General features: G+C 67.9%; 16 protein-coding genes. 10 read left to right on the top strand and 6 right to left on the bottom strand.

Features of this window, described 5'->3' with window-relative positions:
* Window positions 1–167: 167 nt before the first annotated feature.
* Both BLS50_RS17460 and BLS50_RS17455 read left to right on the top strand, forming a co-directional pair.
* On the top strand, window positions 168–1,265 hold the full coding sequence (locus BLS50_RS17460; RefSeq protein ID WP_006478818.1) for an OpgC domain-containing protein: 1,098 nt from the start codon (window positions 168–170) through the stop codon (window positions 1,263–1,265).
* A 61-nt stretch (window positions 1,266–1,326) separates the two neighbouring features.
* Entirely contained in the window at window positions 1,327–2,274 is a 948-nt protein-coding gene (locus tag BLS50_RS17455; RefSeq protein WP_074802980.1) for an alpha/beta hydrolase, read from the top strand.
* 65 nt (window positions 2,275–2,339) lie between these two features.
* On the opposite strand, the gene BLS50_RS17450 is transcribed toward BLS50_RS17455, so the two are convergent.
* From BLS50_RS17450 to BLS50_RS17440, 3 genes are read right to left on the bottom strand one after another with little or no spacing between them, the layout of a single operon-like run.
* Complete coding sequence (locus BLS50_RS17450) at window positions 2,340–3,941, bottom strand: GMC family oxidoreductase (RefSeq protein WP_074802977.1); 1,602 nt, start codon at window positions 3,939–3,941, stop codon at window positions 2,340–2,342.
* 26 nt (window positions 3,942–3,967) lie between these two features.
* Window positions 3,968–4,501 carry a sugar dehydrogenase complex small subunit gene (locus BLS50_RS17445; RefSeq protein ID WP_074806469.1) on the bottom strand — a complete coding sequence of 178 codons (534 nt, stop codon included), beginning with the start codon at window positions 4,499–4,501 and terminating at the stop codon, window positions 3,968–3,970.
* Between the two features lie 15 nt (window positions 4,502–4,516).
* A complete protein-coding gene (locus tag BLS50_RS17440) occupies window positions 4,517–5,803 on the bottom strand; it encodes a cytochrome c (RefSeq protein ID WP_074802974.1) in 1,287 nt (428 codons plus the stop codon).
* A gap of 312 nt (window positions 5,804–6,115) precedes the next feature.
* Between BLS50_RS17440 and BLS50_RS17435 the strand changes: the two genes are divergently transcribed.
* Entirely contained in the window at window positions 6,116–6,874 is a 759-nt protein-coding gene (locus BLS50_RS17435) for an SDR family oxidoreductase (RefSeq protein ID WP_074802972.1), read from the top strand.
* 99 nt (window positions 6,875–6,973) lie between these two features.
* Here BLS50_RS17435 and BLS50_RS17430 read toward each other — a convergent pair whose 3' ends face one another.
* Window positions 6,974–7,348, bottom strand: a complete 375-nt coding sequence (locus tag BLS50_RS17430; RefSeq protein WP_027811586.1) for a hypothetical protein — start codon at window positions 7,346–7,348, stop codon at window positions 6,974–6,976.
* 316 nt (window positions 7,349–7,664) lie between these two features.
* On the opposite strand from BLS50_RS17430, the gene BLS50_RS17425 reads away from it, so the two are divergent.
* From BLS50_RS17425 to BLS50_RS17405, 5 genes are all read left to right on the top strand, one after another.
* A complete protein-coding gene (locus BLS50_RS17425; protein ID WP_053524677.1) occupies window positions 7,665–8,588 on the top strand; it encodes a LysR family transcriptional regulator in 924 nt (307 codons plus the stop codon).
* A gap of 21 nt (window positions 8,589–8,609) precedes the next feature.
* Window positions 8,610–9,284: a response regulator transcription factor gene (locus BLS50_RS17420; RefSeq protein ID WP_074802969.1), complete on the top strand. Its 675-nt coding sequence runs from the start codon at window positions 8,610–8,612 to the stop codon at window positions 9,282–9,284.
* A 154-nt stretch (window positions 9,285–9,438) separates the two neighbouring features.
* Window positions 9,439–12,693 carry an efflux RND transporter permease subunit gene (locus tag BLS50_RS17415; protein WP_027806137.1) on the top strand — a complete coding sequence of 1,085 codons (3,255 nt, stop codon included), beginning with the start codon at window positions 9,439–9,441 and terminating at the stop codon, window positions 12,691–12,693.
* A complete protein-coding gene (locus BLS50_RS17410) occupies window positions 12,683–13,888 on the top strand; it encodes an efflux RND transporter periplasmic adaptor subunit (RefSeq protein WP_074802966.1) in 1,206 nt (401 codons plus the stop codon). Before BLS50_RS17415 ends, BLS50_RS17410 begins: the two co-directional genes overlap by 11 nt.
* Entirely contained in the window at window positions 13,881–15,347 is a 1,467-nt protein-coding gene (locus BLS50_RS17405; RefSeq protein ID WP_074802963.1) for an efflux transporter outer membrane subunit, read from the top strand. The genes BLS50_RS17410 and BLS50_RS17405 overlap by 8 nt, the downstream gene beginning before the upstream one ends.
* 84 nt (window positions 15,348–15,431) lie before the next feature.
* Here the strand turns inward: BLS50_RS17405 and BLS50_RS17400 are convergent, their stop codons facing one another.
* A complete protein-coding gene (locus BLS50_RS17400) occupies window positions 15,432–16,607 on the bottom strand; it encodes a porin (protein WP_074802960.1) in 1,176 nt (391 codons plus the stop codon).
* A gap of 330 nt (window positions 16,608–16,937) precedes the next feature.
* Here BLS50_RS17400 and BLS50_RS17395 point away from each other — a divergent pair, with 330 nt between their 5' ends.
* Together BLS50_RS17395 and BLS50_RS35960 are read left to right on the top strand one after the other, a co-directional pair.
* Complete coding sequence (locus BLS50_RS17395; protein WP_074802957.1) at window positions 16,938–17,210, top strand: DUF4148 domain-containing protein; 273 nt, start codon at window positions 16,938–16,940, stop codon at window positions 17,208–17,210.
* An 81-nt stretch (window positions 17,211–17,291) separates the two neighbouring features.
* Window positions 17,292–17,447: a hypothetical protein gene (locus tag BLS50_RS35960; protein WP_012339833.1), complete on the top strand. Its 156-nt coding sequence runs from the start codon at window positions 17,292–17,294 to the stop codon at window positions 17,445–17,447.
* A gap of 68 nt (window positions 17,448–17,515) precedes the next feature.
* On the opposite strand, the gene BLS50_RS17390 is transcribed toward BLS50_RS35960, so the two are convergent.
* Window positions 17,516–18,199, bottom strand: coding sequence for a response regulator transcription factor (locus tag BLS50_RS17390; protein ID WP_074802955.1), 684 nt, complete (start codon window positions 18,197–18,199; stop codon window positions 17,516–17,518).
* Between the last annotated feature and the right edge of the window lie 42 nt (window positions 18,200–18,241).

Raw genomic sequence — 18,241 nt, 5'->3', positions numbered from 1 at the left:
CTTATCGGCAGCGGCAGACCGGCCCGCCATCCGCGTAAACCCGACGGGCGTCGCATCGGTGGCACAATGCGCATCCGTTCGCCCTTTCTTCACGAAGTCATGCTTCACCCCGACACCTGCGCGGCGCGTGCCGGCCGTGCCCGCGGCCCGCGCCGGAAGGCGCTCCGATGACCGCGCCGGCCCGGGCCGGCCGCTACGCCGAGCTCGATTTCTTCCGCGGCCTCGTGCTGCTCGTCATCGTCGTCGACCACATCGGCGGCAGCATCCTGTCGCGCGTCACGCTGCACGCGTACGCGCTGTGCGACGCGGCCGAGGTGTTCGTGTTCCTCGGCGGCTTCGCGACCGCCATCGCGTACAACTCGCTCGCCGAGCGGCACGACGAGGCCGCCGCGCGCCAGCGCTTCATCCGGCGTGCGTTCGAGATCTACCGGGCGTTCCTCGTGACGGCCGGCCTGATGCTGCTGATCACCGCCGCGCTGAACGCGTTCGCGATCGACGGCCCGAACATGCCGACCAACGACCTCGACGGGCTGCTGCACAAGCCGCTCGCCGCGCTGCGCGACATCCTGCTGTTCCGCCGCCAGCCGTACCTCGCGTCGGTGCTGCCGATGTACGCGTTCTTCGCGCTGCTCGTCCCGCTCGCGCTGCCGCTCGCCCGCACGCAGCCGTGGCTGATGCTCGCGTTCAGCGGATCGCTGTGGTACGCGGCGCCGCACGTCGCGCGCTTCTTGCCGACCGTCGAAGGCGCGCCGTGGGATTTCAACCCGTTCGCGTGGCAGTTCCTGTTCGTGCTCGGCGTGATCGCGCGCTGCCAGCCCGTCTACCAGACGCTCGCGCCCCGGCCGCAGGGCTGGCTGCTGACGGCCGCGTCGCTCGCGATCGTCGCGGCCGGCGCGTACTACCGGCTGCGCATCGAACCGTTCCCGACCGATCCGTCGATCAAGCAGAACCTCGGTGCGCTGCGGCTCGTGAACTTCCTCGCGATCGCATGGCTCGCCGCCAAGCTCGTGCATCTCGGCTGGATGAAGAAGGTCGCGCACGCGATGCCGTGGATCGGCACGATCGGCCGGCAGGGGCTGCTGTGCTTCGTCGCGGGCACCGGCATCTCGCTCGCGGTCGATTCGCTGCTCTACCAGGCGACCGAAGGCTATCTCGACGTGCCGCTCGGCCTGACCGCCGATGCCGTCGCGATCGGGCTGCTGTATCTCGTCGCCAAACTCTACGGGCCGCTCGTCGCGCGGCTGCCGTTCCGTTCGCGGCCATGACGCGCCGCGCCGTCACGCGCCGCTGCTACGATAGCCGGCGCCTCTCCTGACACGATTCGCCATGCGCCGACTCGCCTTTCCGCTCACCCTCGCCCTGATCGCCGGCGCCATCGCCACCGCCCATGCCACGCCGCCGGCACAGGGGCCGGCTGCCGCGCCGGCGGCCTCGCCCGCGCCGCCGGCCGTCCAGACGGCGACGACGCCGTCCGCCGCGCAGGAGCCGTCCGTCAATCCGGGCAGCAGCGTCGTGCTGCGCACCTTCCGCTCGGCGTCGCTGAAGCGCGACTGGTCGTACACGGTCTATCTGCCGCCCGGCTACAACCCCGAAGGCGCGCGCTACCCGGTGATGTACCTGCTGCACGGCAACGCGGGCAACGCGAACGACTGGGTCACGCAGGGCCGCCTGCAGGCCACCGCCGACACGCTGATCGAGCGCCACGACATCCCGCCCGTCGTGATCGTGATGCCGCAGGGCGGCACCGACTGGTACGTCGATCGCAAGGAGAAGATGCAGAGCGCGTTCCTCAACGACCTGCTGCCGGAAGTCGAAGCGCACTTCGCGGTGTCGAACCAGCGCGCCGGCCGCGCGATCGGCGGCGTGTCGATGGGCGGCTTCGGCGCGCTGCGCTTCTCGCTGCTCGAACCGGGGCTGTTCTGCGGCGCGATGCTGCTGAGCCCCGCGATCTATGCGAACGAGCCGCCGCTCAATTCCGCCGCGCGCTACGTCGGCGTGTTCGGCGACCGGCAGTTCGATTCACGCGTGTGGCACGAACTCAATTACCCGGCGCTGCTGCGCGGCTATTTCGCGCGCAGCTGGCGCGTGCCGATGTTCATCGCGGCCGGCGACGACGACCTGACGATCCAGGCGGAATCGAGCGTGCTGTACACGCACCTGCGCCGCGCGCAGAACCCGGCCGAACTGCGGATCGTCGACGGCGGACATACGTGGGACGTGTGGCGCGGGTTGCTCGGGCAGGGGTTGAAGTATGCGCTGGAGTGTGTGAAGTGAAACGGGACTGAGCGCGCCCGGCATGGCGGCCGGCACGTATGCGCTGCCGGGCCGCCCCGCTTGCGTCAGACTTCCGCTCCAATCGTCTTCGCCATCCTGAGCGCCAGCGCATACCCGGTCAGCGTCGGATTGACCACCGACGAACTCGGGTGCACGGCCGTGCTCGCGATGAACAGGTTCGGGTGATCGTGCGTTCGGCAATCGCGATCGACGACCGAATCGGCCGGATCGTTGCCCATGATCGTCGTGCCCATGATGTGAGAACTCGGCACCCACGCATGGATGTCGTTCACGATCTCGGTCGCACCGAACACCTGCTGGAAGTCGCGGTAATCGTCGAGCACTTGCGACGCCGCTCGCAACGAATAGTCGTACACGTCATAGTCGGTACGCGGCGTCGGCAGCCCGAGTGCATCCTTGCGATCGCTGAGCGTCACACGGTTACGCAGGTCGGGCAGGATCTCGACGTAGCTCGCGATCTTCAGGTAGCGCGCCGCATCGTGGCGGATCCGCGCATCGAGCGCGTCGCCGACGACACCTTGCGCGATCAGCCGCCGCGTGACGATCTCGTTCGGCACGGTGTTGTCGAGGAAATGCCGGATCGCGCCGTGTTCGCGACGAAACGCGCCGTCGCGCCGCGTGTTGATGCTGCCCTGCTGGGTCGGGCCGCGCCCGGCCCACACCGGTTCGCGCGCGAGCATCGCGATCGCGCGGCCGGTGTGCCCCATCATGTTGCGGCCGACCTGGCCCGACGTGTTCGCAACGTCCGACATCAGCAGCAGCTTCGGAATCTCGACACCGTGCGCCGCGAGGACGAAGGTCCGCGCGGTCAGGCGCGTGCTTTTGCCATCCGGCGTCATGTAGTGGATCGCGGCGATCTTGCGCCCCTCGCCGCGCTCGATCTTGTAGACGACCGCATTCGTCAGCAGCCGCGCACCCTGCGCGACGGCGCGCAGCACCGGGCGATCGCCGGAGAATTGCGCGCCGATCGGGCAGATCGGCGCGCAGTTGTTGTTGCCGGCGCAGGTCGGCCGGCCCTCGTAGGGGCGCGTCGCGCGCGCGTTGGGTTCGTCGACGAAACGATGGCCGATCGTCGCGACCTTTTCGGCGACCCGCTGCGTCAGGTACGACCACGGCTGCTGCCGCATCGGGTACGGCTTCGAGCGCGGCGGGAACGGCGCGCCGCCTTGCCCGCTCTGGTCGTCGGTGTCCGAGCCCGACACGCCGATCTGCTCCTCCGCGAGCTGGTACCACGGCTCGAGCTCGTCATAACCGATCGGCCAGTCGCGCCCCTGCCCATACAGGCTGTGCAGCCGGAAATCGTTCGGCAGCATGCGCCACGTCGCGCCGCCCCAGTGCCAGGTCGTGCCGCCGACGAGCCGCAGGAACGACGGCTTCTGCAGCACCGGGCCGACGCTGTCGATGTAGCGATCGGAATAGCGGCCGGTGGACGACTTCGGCGCCCACGGCAGATCCGGGTACGGGCCGTTGTAATCCGACTTGTTGCCGTAGTTGCGGAACGCGCGGACGAGCTCGGCCCGCTTCACCTCCGGCCCCGCCTCGATCACGATGACGGACTTGCGCTGCTGCGTCAGCGACTGCGCGACGGCGCCGCCCAGGATGCCCGCGCCGATGACGATGACGTCCGCGTCATAGGAACTGCTCATGATTTCGATCCTCGTTCGAAGGCTGCTCAACCGGCTTCGGCGGCCGGGCGCGCGGTCCAGTACTCGGGGCGCGCGCGGATGTAGGTCGGAATGACCGTGACGTCGCGGGTCGGCTCGAACATCAGCGCGGTTTCGTAGCCGACCATGCGCGCCTGCCCGCCGTGACCGACACTCCCGGTGTAGAAGGCCTCGATGATGGCCAGTGCCGCCGCGCGCAATTGCGGGGCGGCGACACCGAGCGTGCGCACGAACGTATCGAGCGGCTGCGTGCCCGAGTCGATCGCGACGGCAAGCGCGCGCAACCGCGCGGGGAATTCGCGATCCTGCTCGACGAGACCGTCGTAGACCGACTCCACATAGCGCGACGGAAGCGCCGAGCGACGCGTCAAGTACGCGGCCACCCCGGCAAAGTCCCGCAGCGGCACGGCCTGCGGTGCGGTCGCGGCGCGCGCGATCAGCATGCCGGCCGGCAACGCGACGGCAAGCGCCGCACCGGCCGACAGCTTCACGAGACGGCGACGCCGCGCATCCGGTTCGCCGGTCACATCGAAATCGTTCATCGCGTGCATCTCCTGTCAGTGGGCGGGCGCCGTGCGGATCTTCGCGACCTCCGCCGCGCTCACGCGAGCCCGGCCGTTGCCGAATCGTTCGCTCAGGTAGTTCACCAGCGTCACCACTTCGTCATCGTCGAGTTCGGTCTGGAACGCCGGCATGAAGTAGTGCGTGGTGCCGTTGTTCACGCTCGCGCCGTGCATGACGACCTGCAGCAGGTTCGACGCGGTGGCGGTGCCGACCGCGCTGTTGGCGAACAGCGACGGGAAGAAACCGTCCGTCGTGCCGGCGCCCGTCATCCCGTGGCAGCTCGCGCAATGATCGAGGTAGAGCGACGCGCCGGCCGGCGTCCGGCCACCCGCCGCAGCCGCGGCGCGTATCGCGACGTAGTCGTCGGTCGGACGCCCCTGGGTCGAACGCGGCGCGGTATCGGCGCCCTTCGCGGCGGGCACGGTCGACAGATACACGGCGATCGCGTTCAGGTCGCGTTCGCTCATCCGGCTGAAACTGTGCTCGACCGCCTCCGCCATCGGGCCGGCAGCCTGTGCCTTGCCCGGTACGTTGCCGGTGCGCAGGTACTGGACGATCTGCGCGGTCGTCCACGTGCCGATGCCCGCGTCGCGATCGTGCGTGATGTTGAACGCCTGCCAGCCGGCGAGCGGCGCGCCGGCGAGATAGCCGACGCCGGTTTCGTCGTAGGCCAGCTCCTGCATCCCGATGCCGCGCGGCGTATGGCAGGTACCGCAATGCGCGGCGCCCTGCACCAGGTAGGCGCCGCGATTCCATTCGGCGTCCCGCCCGGGTTTCGGCACGTACGCGCCTTCGCGCAGATACAGCGCATTCCAGATCTTCAGCGGCCAGCGCATGGTCAGCGGCCACGGGAAATCCGGCGCGCGGTTCGGCTGACGCACCGGCGCGACGCCCTGCATGAAATACGCGTACAGGTTCGCAATGTCGTCGTCGCTGAACTTCGTGTACGACGGGTACGGCATCGCCGGGTACAGGTTGCCGCCGTCGCGCCGCAGCCCCTTGCGCAGCACGTTCGCGAAGTCCTGCTCCGAATAGTTGCCGATCCCCGTTTGCCGGTCCGGCGTGATGTTGGTCGAGTAGATGTCGCCCATCGGCAGCGGCATCGCGAGGCCGCCCGCGAACGGCTGGCCGCCCTGCACCGTATGGCACGCGACACAGTCCGCCGCGACGGCCAGCGCCTTGCCCGCGGCGATGCGATCGGCCGCCTGCCCGGCCGCCGACGCGGGGTCCGTCGCGATGAGGAAAAACACGACAAGCACGGAAAGGCCGGGCAAACGCATGGACATCGTTCCTGGAAGAATCCGGTGAGAAAAGCGGTTCTGCGCGCGCTTACGATGCGGCCCTCTATTTGCACAGAGCAACCGGCTACGTAGCGTGGCCGCAATATAGCATCTTCTGTATCGATACACTAAATCGATACAGTTTCTCCGCTCGAGCAATAATCGACGAAGATCCGACGAGCGACGCGCGGTCCGTCGTGCAATGCAATGCCGCGGGAACAGGCACGTCGCGCATTTCGACTACATTGCCGAAGTGGCGATGACAATGGTCATCGTCGGCCTCCCCACACTCAACCCGCAGGAAATCCAGCCATGTCTGTCTCGAAGAAATTCGCCGCCGTCACGGGCGCCGGCTCCGGCATCGGTCGCGCCGCGGCCATCGCGCTCGCCCAGGCCGGCTTCACCGTCGCGCTGCTCGGACGCACGGAGGCGTCGTTGAGCGAAACGCAGGACGCGATCCGCGCCGCCGGCGGCGACGCGCAGGTGTTTCCCGTCGACGTCACCGACGAAACCTCGGTCGACCACGCGTTCGCGCAGATCGCGCAACGGTTCGGCCGGCTCGACGTCCTGTTCAACAACGCCGGCCGCAACGCGCCGGTCGTTGCCCTCGACGAATACGAACTCGACGTGTGGAACAGCGTCGTCGCGACGAACCTGACCGGCGTTTTTCTGTGCGCACGGGCCGCATGGCGGCTGATGAAAACCCAGACGCCGCAGGGCGGCCGAATCATCAACAACGGGTCGATCTCGGCGCACGCGCCGCGCCCCGATACGATCGCGTACACGGCGACCAAGCACGCGGTGACCGGGATCACGAAGTCGCTGGCGCTCGACGGCCGCCGGTACAACATCGCGTGCGGCCAGATCGACATCGGCAACGCGGCCACCGCGCTCACGGAACGGATGACGCAAGGCGTCCCGCAAGCGGACGGCAGCCTGGCGCCCGAAGCGCGGATGGACGTCGCGCATGTCGCGAACGCGATCGTCCAGATGGCGAATCTGCCGCTCGACACCAACATCCTCACCATGACGATCATGGCGACCGCGATGCCGTTCGTCGGGCGCGGATAGCGCGCATGGCGGCCCGCGCCGGACGGCAGCGTTCGCGCCCGGGCAGCTACCGAACCGCTCCGTGGCGACGACGCCGACTGCCGGCGCGTGCGGGCAGCTTCAGTGAGGCAGGCTGATCGCCTGCCGCTCGTCCTCGAGCAGTTGCGTCAGCGAACCGTGCAACCGTTCAAGGCTGCGCGGCGGGAGTGCGAAGCTTGCCCAGCCGAGCCCGCTATGACGCATCAACAACACCACGCCGCCCTCCAGCGGATGACGCTCGGCATACCAGCAAGGGTCCATTTCCGTCACGAACTGCTGCGCGTGCGGCGGACGTTCCGGCACCGCGGGCTGCATCGACGCGCGCAGCAAACTCAAGTACTGGATGACGGCATCCACATCCTCCGGATCGAGCACTGCCGCGCCCCGTTCGATCGACATCAGCACGACGAGCTTGCCGCGCTCCTCGATCATCTTGATGCTCAACGGTTGTGCCATTTCTGTCGTCCTTGCCGCGGTTACGTGATCCCATTATCGATCTCGGTATCCGTCTGCCGCCTGAAGATTTGTGATCCGCGCATGAATCTTTTTTTAGAAAATTTTCAGAAAACGCGCCGCGTCATCGTCCGTCGGGCTCTGCCGTTTTCTAAACGAAATTTCATCCGGCCAGCGCTGTTTTTTTAGCGCCCCCCACCCGCGTGCCTTCCATAATGAATTCGCTGCCCGCCCCGGCAGGCGCGGCGCGATGCGTCGACGTAGCCCGCTGAAGACGGACGCGCCACCCCATTTCCGGCAACTCCATTCCTCGCCGATCATGAACCAACTGCAAGCGATGCGTGTCTTCACGCGCGTGGTCGAGTTATCGAGCTTCAGCCTCGCCGCACGTCAGCTCGGCATGTCGGCCGCCGCGGTCACGCGCAGCGTCGGCATGCTCGAGGCCCATCTGAACATGCGCCTGTTGAACCGGACCACGCGCAGCCTGTCGCTCACCGAGACAGGCCGCGAATATCTCGACGGCTGCCGCACGATCATCGAGAAGCTCGACGAGATCGAATCGAATCTCGCGCAGGTCAATCGCGACCCGCACGGTACGCTGCGCATCGCCGCGTCGGCAACCTCGGTGGCGGCCGGGCTTGGCGCGCTGCTATCCACGTATCGCATCGAGCATCCGCGCGTGCGCTTCGACGTGACGACCTTCGATATCCAGGTCGACATGGTGGAAGGCGGTTACGACGTGTGCTTCTGTGACGATCACCGCCTGGTCAACTCGACCTTCGTGTCGCGCACCTTGACGAGCGTGCGCGACGTGATCGTCGCCTCTCCCGACTACCTCGCGCGCCACGGCACGCCGGTCGAGCCGGTCGAACTGAATACGCACTGCCTGCTGACGGTGTCGAACGGCGCCGCGCGCAACTGGGAGTTCTCGGATGTCGACGGTTCGTCGCGCATCTATACCGGCAATGCGCTGGCGTCGACCAGCAACACGATGGTGCGGATCGCGGCACTCAATCACATGGGCATCGCGCAATTGCCGCATCCGCTCGTGGCCGACGATCTCGCGAGCGGCACCCTGGTGCCGATTCTCGAACGCTACGACGTGAACGGCGGCCCGCGCCGCGTATCGATCCTCTACCCGAGCCGCAATTATCTGTCGACGAAAGTGCGCAGTTTCATCGACTACGTGGTCGATCACTATCGCACGCCCGAGCGCACGGCCATGCAGCTTGCCGCGGCCTGATTCCGCCGGATCGCGTACGCCATGGCCCACATCCTGACGATCGAAGACGATCCGCTGATCGCGGATCACATCGCGCACACGCTGCGTGCCGCGGGCCACCAGATCGACGTCGCGCGCACCGGCCGCGACGGCATGGCCCGGGCGATGAGCGCGAACTACGACGTCGTCACGCTCGATCGCATGTTGCCCGACCTCGACGGGCTCACGATCCTCGCCACGATGCGCGGCGTCGGCCTCGATACGCCGGTACTCGTGATGAGTGCGATGTCCGGGGTCGACCAGCGGATCGAGGGGCTGCGCGCCGGCGGCGACGACTACCTCGTCAAGCCGTTCTCGCTCGAAGAGATGTGCGCGCGCATCGACGTGCTGATTCGCCGGCGGCCGCGCGGCACGCGCGTCGAGACGGTGCTGCGCGCCGGCGAACTGGCGCTCGATCTGGTGCGGCGACGCGCCACGCTGGGCGCGCGCGAGCTCGCGCTGCTGCCGACCGAGTCCCGCGTGCTCGAATTCATGATGCGCAACGCCGGCCGCGTGCTCACGCGCACGATGATCTTCGAGGCCGTGTGGGGCTGCCGCTTCGATCCCGGCACGAACCTGATCGACGTGCACGTCGGCCGCCTGCGCAAGAAGGTGAACCGGCCCGGCGCGGCGCCGCTGATCCGCACGATCCGCGGCTCGGGCTACATGCTCGGCTGAGTCCGCCCGCACCTTAAAACTTGTTTCATCTTTTTTGCGACCCGTTGTTAGGGGCTGCTCCGCAGAATGCGGTCAGCGGTTGCGCATCGGTGTTTTCCCGAAGACGCGCACATCCGGCTCTTCTTCACGACGCTTTTGAACGGAGCAGCACCTCATGCTGAAAATTGTCCGGCTCGCGCTCACGCGGCCCTATACGTTCGTCGTACTGGCGCTGCTGATCCTGATCGCGGGCCCGCTTGCTGCGGTCCGAACGCCCATCGACATCTTCCCGGACATCCGCATTCCGGTGATCAGCGTCGTGTGGAACTACGCCGGCCTGCAGCCGGACGACATGTCCGGACGCGTGATCACCTACTACGAGCGCACGCTCGGCACGACGGTCAACGACGTCCAGCACATCGAGTCGCAATCGTTCCGCGGCTACGGCATCGTGAAGATCTTCTTCCAGCCGACCGTCGATATCCGCACGGCGACCGCGCAGGTCACGTCGATCTCGCAGACCGTGCTCAAGCAGATGCCGCCCGGCACCACGCCGCCGCAGATCCTCAACTACAACGCGTCGACCGTGCCGGTGCTGCAGATCGCGCTGACCAGCAACACGCTCGACGAACAGAAGCTCGGGGATTACGCGGTCAACTTCATTCGGCCGCAGTTGCTGTCGGTGCCCGGCGTCGCGATTCCGACGCCGTACGGCGGCAAGACACGTGAAGTGCAGATCGATCTCGACCCGCAGGCGCTGCAGTCGAAAGGGCTGTCGGCGCAGGACGTCGCGCACGCGCTCGCGCAGCAGAACCAGATTATCCCGGCCGGCACGCAGAAGATCGGCCGCTTCGAATACAACATCAAGCTCAACAACAGCCCGCTCTCGCTCGACGCGTTGAACGACCTGCCGATCAAGTCGGTCGGCGGCACGACGATCTATATCCGTGACGTCGCCCACGTGCGCGACGGCTACCCGCCGCAGGGCAACATCGTGCGCGTGGACGGCCACCGCGCGGTGCTGATGAGTATCCTGAAGAACGGCTCGGCATCGACGCTCGACATCATCGCCGGCGTGAAGGCGAAGCTGCCGCTGGTCGAACAGACGCTGCCGCCGGGCCTGAAGCTCGTCACGATGGGCGACCAGTCGACCTTCGTGAACGGCGCCGTCAGCGGCGTGGCGCGCGAGGGCATCATCGCCGCCGCGCTGACCTCGCTGATGATCCTGCTGTTCCTCGGCTCATGGCGCTCGACGCTGATCATCGCCGCGTCGATCCCGCTGGCCGTGCTGTCGGCGATCGCGCTGCTCGCGGCCACCGGCGAAACGCTCAACGTGATGACGCTCGGCGGCCTCGCGCTCGCGGTCGGGATCCTGGTCGACGATGCGACGGTGACGATCGAGAACGTGAACTGGCACCTCGAACAGGGCAAGGACACACGCACCGCGATCGTCGACGGCGCGAAGCAGATCGTGATGCCGGCGCTGGTCTCGCTGCTGTGCATCTGCATCGTGTTCGTGCCGATGCTGATGCTCGACGGCATCTCGCGCTTTCTGTTCGTGCCGATGGCCAAGGCGGTGATCTTCTCGATGGTGTCGTCGTTCGTGCTGTCGCGCACCTTCGTGCCGATGCTCGCGCAATACCTGCTCAAGCCGCACGCATCGGCCGGTCACGCATCGGGCGAACTGGCCGCGGTGATGGACCCGCACGCGGGCCATGCCGGCGCACACGACGTCCCGCCGTCGCGCAATCCGCTGGTGCGCTTCCAGCGTGCATTCGAGCGCCGCTTCGAGTCCGTGCGCGCGTCGTACCGAATCCTGCTGGGCCTCGCGCTCACGCGCCGCAAGCCGTTCGTCGTCGCCTTCCTCTGCATCGTGGCCGCGTCCTTCCTGCTCGCACCGTCGCTCGGTCGCAACTTCTTCCCGACCATCGATTCCGGCGAGATCGCGCTGCACGTGCGTGCGCCGGTCGGCACGCGGGTCGAGGAAACCGCCGCCGAACTCGACCGCATCGAAAACACGATTCGCGGCGTGATTCCGCCCGCGCAGTTGCGCGAAGTGATCGACAACATCGGTTTGCCGAACAGCGGGATCAACCTGACCTACAACAACAGCGGCACGCTCGGACCGCAGGACGGCGACATCCTGATCTCGCTGTCGCGCGATCACGCACCGACCGCCGACTACGTGCACACGCTGCGCGAACGCCTGCCGCGCGCCTATCCGGGCACCACGTTCTCGTTCCTGCCCGCCGACATCGTCAGCCAGATCCTCAACTTCGGCGCACCGGCCCCGGTCGACCTGCAGGTGGCCGGCCCCAACCAGCAGGCCAATCTCGCCTATGCGCACGAGCTGTACCGCAAGCTGCGCCTGATCGCGGGCGTCGCCGACCCGCGCATCCAGCAGGCCAGCACCTATCCGCAGTTCACGGTGACGGTCGACCGCACGCGCGCCGACCAGCTCGGCATCACCGAGCAGGACGTGACGAACTCGGTGGTCGCGACGCTGGCCGGCACCAGCCAGGTCGACCCGACCTACTGGCTCAACCCGCGCAATGGCGTGTCCTATCCGATCGTCGCGCAAACGCCGCAGTACCGGATGACCACGCTGTCGGCTCTGCAGAACCTGCCGGTCACCGGCGCGAACGGCCAGTCCCAGTTGCTGGGCGGCCTCGCCACGATCACGCGCGGGGTCGGCAACGCGGTGGTGTCGCACTACAACATCGAGCCGCTGTTCGACATCTACGCGACCACCCAGGGGCGCGACCTCGGCGCGGTCGCGACCGACATCGACGATATCGTCAAGGCCACCGCGAAGGATCTGCCCAAGGGCTCGACGGTCACGCTACGCGGCCAGGTGCAGACCATGAACGGCGCGTTCGCCGGCCTGCTGCTCGGCCTGGTCGGCGCGATCGTGCTGATCTACCTGCTGATCGTCGTGAACTTCCACTCGTGGGCCGACGCATTCGTGATCGTCTCGGCCCTGCCGGCGGCGCTGGCCGGCATCGTCTGGATGCTGTTCACCACGCATACGCCGCTGTCGGTGCCGGCACTGACCGGCGCGATCCTGTGCATGGGCGTGGCCACCGCCAACTCGATTCTCGTCGTCAGTTTCGCGCGCGAGCGCCTGGCCGAAACCGGCAACGCGCTGGCCGCCGCGCTCGAAGCCGGTTTCACGCGGTTCCGCCCGGTGCTGATGACCGCGCTCGCGATGATCATCGGCATGGCGCCGATGGCGCTCGGCCTCGGCGACGGCGGCGAGCAGAACGCGCCGCTCGGCCGCGCCGTGATCGGCGGCCTCGCGTGCGCGACGATCGCGACGCTGTTCTTCGTTCCCGTCGTATTCAGCCTCGTGCACCGGCGCGATGCGCTCAAGCACGACGCGTCCCGCGCTTCCTCCCCTTCCGCGTCCGGAGCTTCCCATGTCCACTGAGATCGATATCAAGTCGCCGAAACGGCTGCCCAACCTCAAGCTCGTCGCCACGATCACCTCGCTGATCGCGGTCGGCATCGTGGCGACCGGCATCGTCGGCCGCGCGCACGCGAAACAGGAAATGACGACCTGGTCCGCCGAACAAGCGGTGCCGACCGTGGTCGCGTACACGCCGTCGACCGGCGGCGACGGCGCGACGCTCGTGCTGCCCGGCCACCTGTCCGCGTTCGAGAGCGCGCCGATCCACGCGCAGGTGTCGGGCTACCTGCATGCGTGGTACACCGACATCGGTGCGCACGTGAAGTCGGGGCAACTGCTCGGGCTGATCGATACGCCCGAGCTCGACCAGCAACTGCAGCAGGCGCGCGCCGACCTGCAGAGTTCGCTCGCCAACGAGAAGCTGGCTGCGTCCACGGCCGCGCGCTGGACCCGGATGCTCGCGCAGGATTCGGTGTCGCAGCAGGAAACCGACGAGAAGACCAGCGACCTCGCGGCCAAGCAGGGGATCGTCGCGGCCAACGAGGCCAACGTGCGACGCCTCGACGCGCTCGAGGCGTTCAAGCGCATCGTCGCGCCGTTCGACGGCGTCGTCACCGCGCGCAAGACCGACATCGGCCAGTTGATCTCGGCCGGCGGCGGCGCCGGCCCGGAATTGTTTGCGGTGTCCGACGTCCACCGGATGCGGGTCTACGTGAGCGTGCCGCAGAACGAGGCCGCCGCGATCCGGCCCGGCATGACGGCCACGCTGACCGTGCCTGAACATCCGGGCGAGACCTTCCGGGCGACGCTCGCCGACACCGACGACTCGATCGCCGACTCGACCGGCACGCTGCTCGTGCAGTTGATGGTCGACAACGCCGCAGGCAAGCTGATTCCCGGCGAATACACCGAGGTGCATTTCGCGCTGCCGGCCGGCAGCACCCACGCGCTGACGATTCCGGCCAGCTCGCTGATCTTCCGGCAGGCCGGCCTGCAGGTCGCCGTGGTCGGCAAGGACGATCGCGCGGTATTCAAGCCCGTGACGATCGCGACCGATCTCGGCACGCACGTGCAGATCGCGACCGGCCTCGCGCCGGACGACCGCGTGATCGACAATCCGCCCGACTCGCTCGCCGACGGCGACCCGGTCAGGCTCGCGGCGCCGGCCCGCACCGTCGCGTCGGTCGCGCGCGATACGGAGCGTGCGCATGGCTAACCGGCTTCGGCTCTGCGCGATGCTCGCCGGCGTCGCGTTCCTGTCCGCGTGCTCGTTCGCGCCCGCCTATCACGCGCCGCAAACGGCGCTACCCGCCAGCTTCAAGGAAGCCGGCGGCTGGCAGGCCGCGAAGCCGGCCGACCGCATCGCGCGCGACGGCTGGTGGAAGGCGTTCCGCGACCCCGTGCTCGACCGGCTCGAAGCACGGGTAGCCGCGGCCAACCCCGACGTGGCCGCGGCCGTCGCCCGCCACGACGAAGCGGCCGCGCTGTTCGACCAGGCGCGCTCGGGCCTCTTCCCGACCATCAGTCTCGGCGCGCAGATCTCGAGCAACCGCCAATCGGCCACGCGGCCGCTGCGCGGCTCGAACCAACCGAACGTCTATGGCGACAACACGCTCGACGCGGGCTTCGACTACGACCTCGATCTGTGGGGGAAAGTGCGGAACGAAGTCGCGGCCGGGCGCGCCGACGCGCAGGCCAGCGCCGACGATCTCGCGTCGGTGCGGCTGAGCCTGCAGGCCAGCCTCGCCAGCGCGTACTTCAGCCTGCGCGGGCTCGACCAGCAGCAACAGCTGTTGGCCGATACGATCGACACGTATCAGCGCGCGCTGCGCCTGACGATGAGCCGGCACGCGGGCGGCATCGCGTCCGATCTCGACGTGTCGCGCGCGCGGACGCAGCTCGATTCAGCCCGCGCATCGGCCGAGGACGTACGGGCGCGGCGCGCGCTCTACGAGCACTCGATCGCGACGCTCACGGGCGTACCGGCGTCGTCGTTCTCGCTGACGCCGGACCTGAACGCGGCGTATCTGCCGACGATCCCGGCCGGCATTCCCGCGACGCTGCTGCAGCGGCGCCCCGACGTCGCGGCCGCCGAGCGGCGCATGGCCGCCGCCAACGCAAAGATCGGCGTGGTGCGCGCGGCATTCTTCCCCGACGTCACGCTCGGGCTGGTCGGCGGCTACCAGAGCTCGGGCCTCGGCCACTGGCTCCGCGCGCCGAACGAGATCTGGTCGATCGGGCCCAGTCTCGCGCTGACGCTGTTCGACGGCGGCCGGCGCCAGGCGCTCACCGACCAGGCGCGCGCGCAGCTCGCCGAGAACGGCGCGAAATACCGCGCGGTGGTGCTCGACGCGTGCCAGCAGGTAGAAGACAACCTCGCGCTCACGCATCACCTCGGCGACGAAGCCGATCGCGAACAGGAAGCGCTCGACGCGGCCGAACGCACGTTGCAGTTGTCGATGTCGCGCTATCGGGACGGCGTCGTCAGCTATCTCGACGTCGTGACGGCGCAGACCACCGAGCTCGATACGAAGATCGCGATGCTGGAGCTGGACACGCGTCGACAACTCGCGGCGGTGGGCTTGATCGCCGCGCTGGGCGGCGGGTGGTCGACCGATGAAGCCCCACCCGGTACGCAGGCACCGGCCGCGACGATGGCTAGTTCAGCGAACTGAATCCCTTGCGACATGACGAGGCGTGTCGCATTTCAAGGCACCCGTCGCGATGACGGGTGCCGTTTTTTACATCAGCCCGGCCGCTCAGAACTTGTGACGGATACCGGCCGCGACGACGGCCTGATGATCGTTGCCTGACGCGGCCAGGTTGAAGATCCCCGCGTGGCCGAGCACCGCGACGCCGTCCGCGCCCGTCACGCGCTGATACACGCCTTCCAGATAGAGGTCGGTGCGACGCGACAGCGCATAGTCGGCCTGCAGCATGAACTGGTTCCACTTCGGCGCGATGCCGCGGCCCGCATCGTCGAAGCGCCCCTGCGTGAACGTATAGGCGCCGCCCAGCGAGAGGGCCGGCGTCAGGAAATAACGCGCATTCAGCTCGTAGTTGCTGAAGGTCAGCAGCTGGCCGTTCACGCGGCCGTATGCGCCGCCCTGCGACAGCTCGCGCGGGTCGTTCAGGATCGTTCTGGTGTAGACGAAGCCAATCGCGGCATGGTTGAACGCATAGTGCGCGCCGGCACCGAACGTGCGCCAGCGGCCGCCCGCGAGCATTGCATCGCCATCCGAACTGCTCAGCGACCCGCCGGTGTTCTGCGGCGCGTCGACACCGCCCGGCTGGTTCGACTGCAGGTACGCGACGGCGAGGTCGACCGGGCCGTTCACGTACTGCGCACCGACGCTGTACGCGTTGTCGTTGCTGAATCCGCCGCCTTGATTGCTGAAGCCGTACGCACCGCCGAACGTGAAGCCGCCGTAGTCGGCACTGCGGAACTTCACCGCGTTGTTCATCCGCGTGTCGTTGGCGAGGTTGTCGTTGTCGTACGGATGATCGGCGAGGTTGCCGCCGAATCCGGACCCCGTCGCCGACAGCGGCGCGACGAAGTCGACCAGGAAGTCGTACTGGCGGCCGAGCGTCACCGTGCCCCACTGGCGGCTCGCGAGGCCGACCCACGCCTGACGGCCGAACTCGTCGCCGCCGTTGCCGAGCTTGCCGTTCGCGACGTTGAAGCCGTTCTCGAGGGTGAACACGGCGGCCAGCCCGCCGCCGAGATCCTCGTTGCCGCGCAGCCCCCAGCGCGACGTGCTGACGTTGCCGCTCTGGACACCGTAGACGGGCCCCGCGCCCGCGGCCGATTTCTGGTTGCTGATGTAGTCCAGGCCCGCGTCGATCGTGCCGTACAGCGTCACGCTGCTCTGCGCATGCGCCGCGCTCGCCAGCAGGCAGGCGACCGCCGCCGGAATTGCCAGATATTTCTTCATGATGGTTTCGTTGGAGTGGATCGGTCTGCTCGCATCGCCAGCCCGGGTGACATGGCCGCTCGTGCGCGATGCGATGGCGCACAATTTAGGCAGCGGGCGTGACAGCGCCGTTATCGAAACGGCCCGAAACATGAAACCTGCTTCATCCTGGCGACATACCGGTTTCACGTCCGCCGCGAATGCGCGGCAGTGCATGAATTTCTTTTCACGTTGCGTATGCCGATCCGCTAACGCCCCTCCTCTATGCTTGTCCTCAACCCATGTGCGACGCCGATATCGACACGCCGCGCCCGGGGAAATGCCCATTCAATCATCATGAGGACTCCAGACATGAAAACCGCCCACATCGTCGCCGCCGCCATGCTTGCCGCAATCGGCACGCTGTCCGTTCCCGCGTTTGCGCTGACCGGCAGTCAGCCGATGCGGATGTCGCCGGCCGCCACCAAGGCCGGCGCGCCCGGCACCCAGGCCGCCGGCCAGTGGGTGCCGCCCTATGGCCAGCCGATCCACGAGAAGACGCGCGCCGAGGTCCACGCCGAACTCGTGCAAGCCGAACAGGACGGGCAGCTCAAGTACCTGAACTCCACGCTCTATTCGCATTGATGGAGGCGACCGTGCGGCCGGGCGCGATGCCCGGCTCGCGCCGCCAGCGGCGCCGCCTGTCCCCCGAATTGCTCGCCATCCATGAAGCTGCTTCCGTTGCTCGCCCGTTCCGCCCGTCTCGCGCTCGTCGCGATTGCCGCCGGCGTCATGTTGTCCGCCTGTGCCGCCGCGCAGCCCGATGGCCCCGGCGATTGTGTCGGCCCGCCCGACTTCTGCGTGCCGTTCTTCGGGTCGTAAACGCATGACGGGCGCGCTGCCATCGGCAGTGCGCCCGTCATGTTCGTTGCGCGGCCGAAACCGCGCGTTCATGCGTCCGGCAGCGTCACCTGGTAGCCATAGCGGCTCACCGTATCGATCCGGACGTCGGGCAGATGCCGCGCGAGCTTGCGGCGTAGCCGCGACACCACGAGATTGACGCTCGACGGATCGACATCCTCCTTGTCCTGCCAGACGTACCGGATCAATTGGTCGCGCGGCACCGGCGCGTTCGGATGGCGCATCAGGCATTCGAGCAACAGGAATTCCCGGCGCGTCACGGCGAGGCGCAGCTTGCCGTCCGCGAGTTCGCGCGCCAGGGTCTCGACCGCGGACACACCCGCGATCGAACGGCCCGCCTCGCGCGGCCCGGCCAGCCGCTGCAACGCCTGCAGGCGTTCGTGCAGCTCGATGAACGAATACGGCGCGCAGAAACACGCATCGGCGCCCGCGCGCAGCATATGGATGCGTTCGCGCGCCGACGCGTCGCCCATCAGCACCACGAGCGCGGCGCCGCCGCCGTCGGCCACGAAACGCGGCAGCATCGCCCTCAGCGCGACATCGCCGCCGGGCTCGAACGCGGTCGCGACGATCGCGTCGAAAGCCTCCTGTGACGCAAGGAACAAGCCGTCGCGCAGATCGTCGGCGCGCGGCACGCTGTGCCCGCTTTCCTGCAGCGCCTTGTGCAGCCACGACGCTTCCGGATGCGGCGAAGTCACGAGCAGGATGCGCATCGTCAACCGGCCTCGCGGCCGACATACGCCGACACGCGCCGC

Origin of the sequence: Burkholderia orbicola, from assembly GCF_900100915.1 — a bacterium.
Taxonomy (GTDB): domain Bacteria; phylum Pseudomonadota; class Gammaproteobacteria; order Burkholderiales; family Burkholderiaceae; genus Burkholderia; species Burkholderia orbicola.
Note: the sequence above shows the minus strand (reverse complement) of the source record. Positions and strands in the feature narration are given on the sequence as shown.

Coding starts and splice junctions, on each gene's coding strand:
- BLS50_RS17460 (WP_006478818.1), top strand. CDS start 168: ATGACCGCGCCGGCCCGGGCCGGCCGCTACGCCGAGCTCGATTTCTTC.
- BLS50_RS17455 (WP_074802980.1), top strand. CDS start 1,327: ATGCGCCGACTCGCCTTTCCGCTCACCCTCGCCCTGATCGCCGGCGCC.
- BLS50_RS17450 (WP_074802977.1), bottom strand. CDS start 3,941: ATGAGCAGTTCCTATGACGCGGACGTCATCGTCATCGGCGCGGGCATC.
- BLS50_RS17445 (WP_074806469.1), bottom strand. CDS start 4,501: ATGAACGATTTCGATGTGACCGGCGAACCGGATGCGCGGCGTCGCCGT.
- BLS50_RS17440 (WP_074802974.1), bottom strand. CDS start 5,803: ATGCGTTTGCCCGGCCTTTCCGTGCTTGTCGTGTTTTTCCTCATCGCG.
- BLS50_RS17435 (WP_074802972.1), top strand. CDS start 6,116: ATGTCTGTCTCGAAGAAATTCGCCGCCGTCACGGGCGCCGGCTCCGGC.
- BLS50_RS17430 (WP_027811586.1), bottom strand. CDS start 7,348: ATGGCACAACCGTTGAGCATCAAGATGATCGAGGAGCGCGGCAAGCTC.
- BLS50_RS17425 (WP_053524677.1), top strand. CDS start 7,665: ATGAACCAACTGCAAGCGATGCGTGTCTTCACGCGCGTGGTCGAGTTA.
- BLS50_RS17420 (WP_074802969.1), top strand. CDS start 8,610: ATGGCCCACATCCTGACGATCGAAGACGATCCGCTGATCGCGGATCAC.
- BLS50_RS17415 (WP_027806137.1), top strand. CDS start 9,439: ATGCTGAAAATTGTCCGGCTCGCGCTCACGCGGCCCTATACGTTCGTC.
- BLS50_RS17410 (WP_074802966.1), top strand. CDS start 12,683: ATGTCCACTGAGATCGATATCAAGTCGCCGAAACGGCTGCCCAACCTC.
- BLS50_RS17405 (WP_074802963.1), top strand. CDS start 13,881: ATGGCTAACCGGCTTCGGCTCTGCGCGATGCTCGCCGGCGTCGCGTTC.
- BLS50_RS17400 (WP_074802960.1), bottom strand. CDS start 16,607: ATGAAGAAATATCTGGCAATTCCGGCGGCGGTCGCCTGCCTGCTGGCG.
- BLS50_RS17395 (WP_074802957.1), top strand. CDS start 16,938: ATGAAAACCGCCCACATCGTCGCCGCCGCCATGCTTGCCGCAATCGGC.
- BLS50_RS35960 (WP_012339833.1), top strand. CDS start 17,292: ATGAAGCTGCTTCCGTTGCTCGCCCGTTCCGCCCGTCTCGCGCTCGTC.
- BLS50_RS17390 (WP_074802955.1), bottom strand. CDS start 18,199: ATGCGCATCCTGCTCGTGACTTCGCCGCATCCGGAAGCGTCGTGGCTG.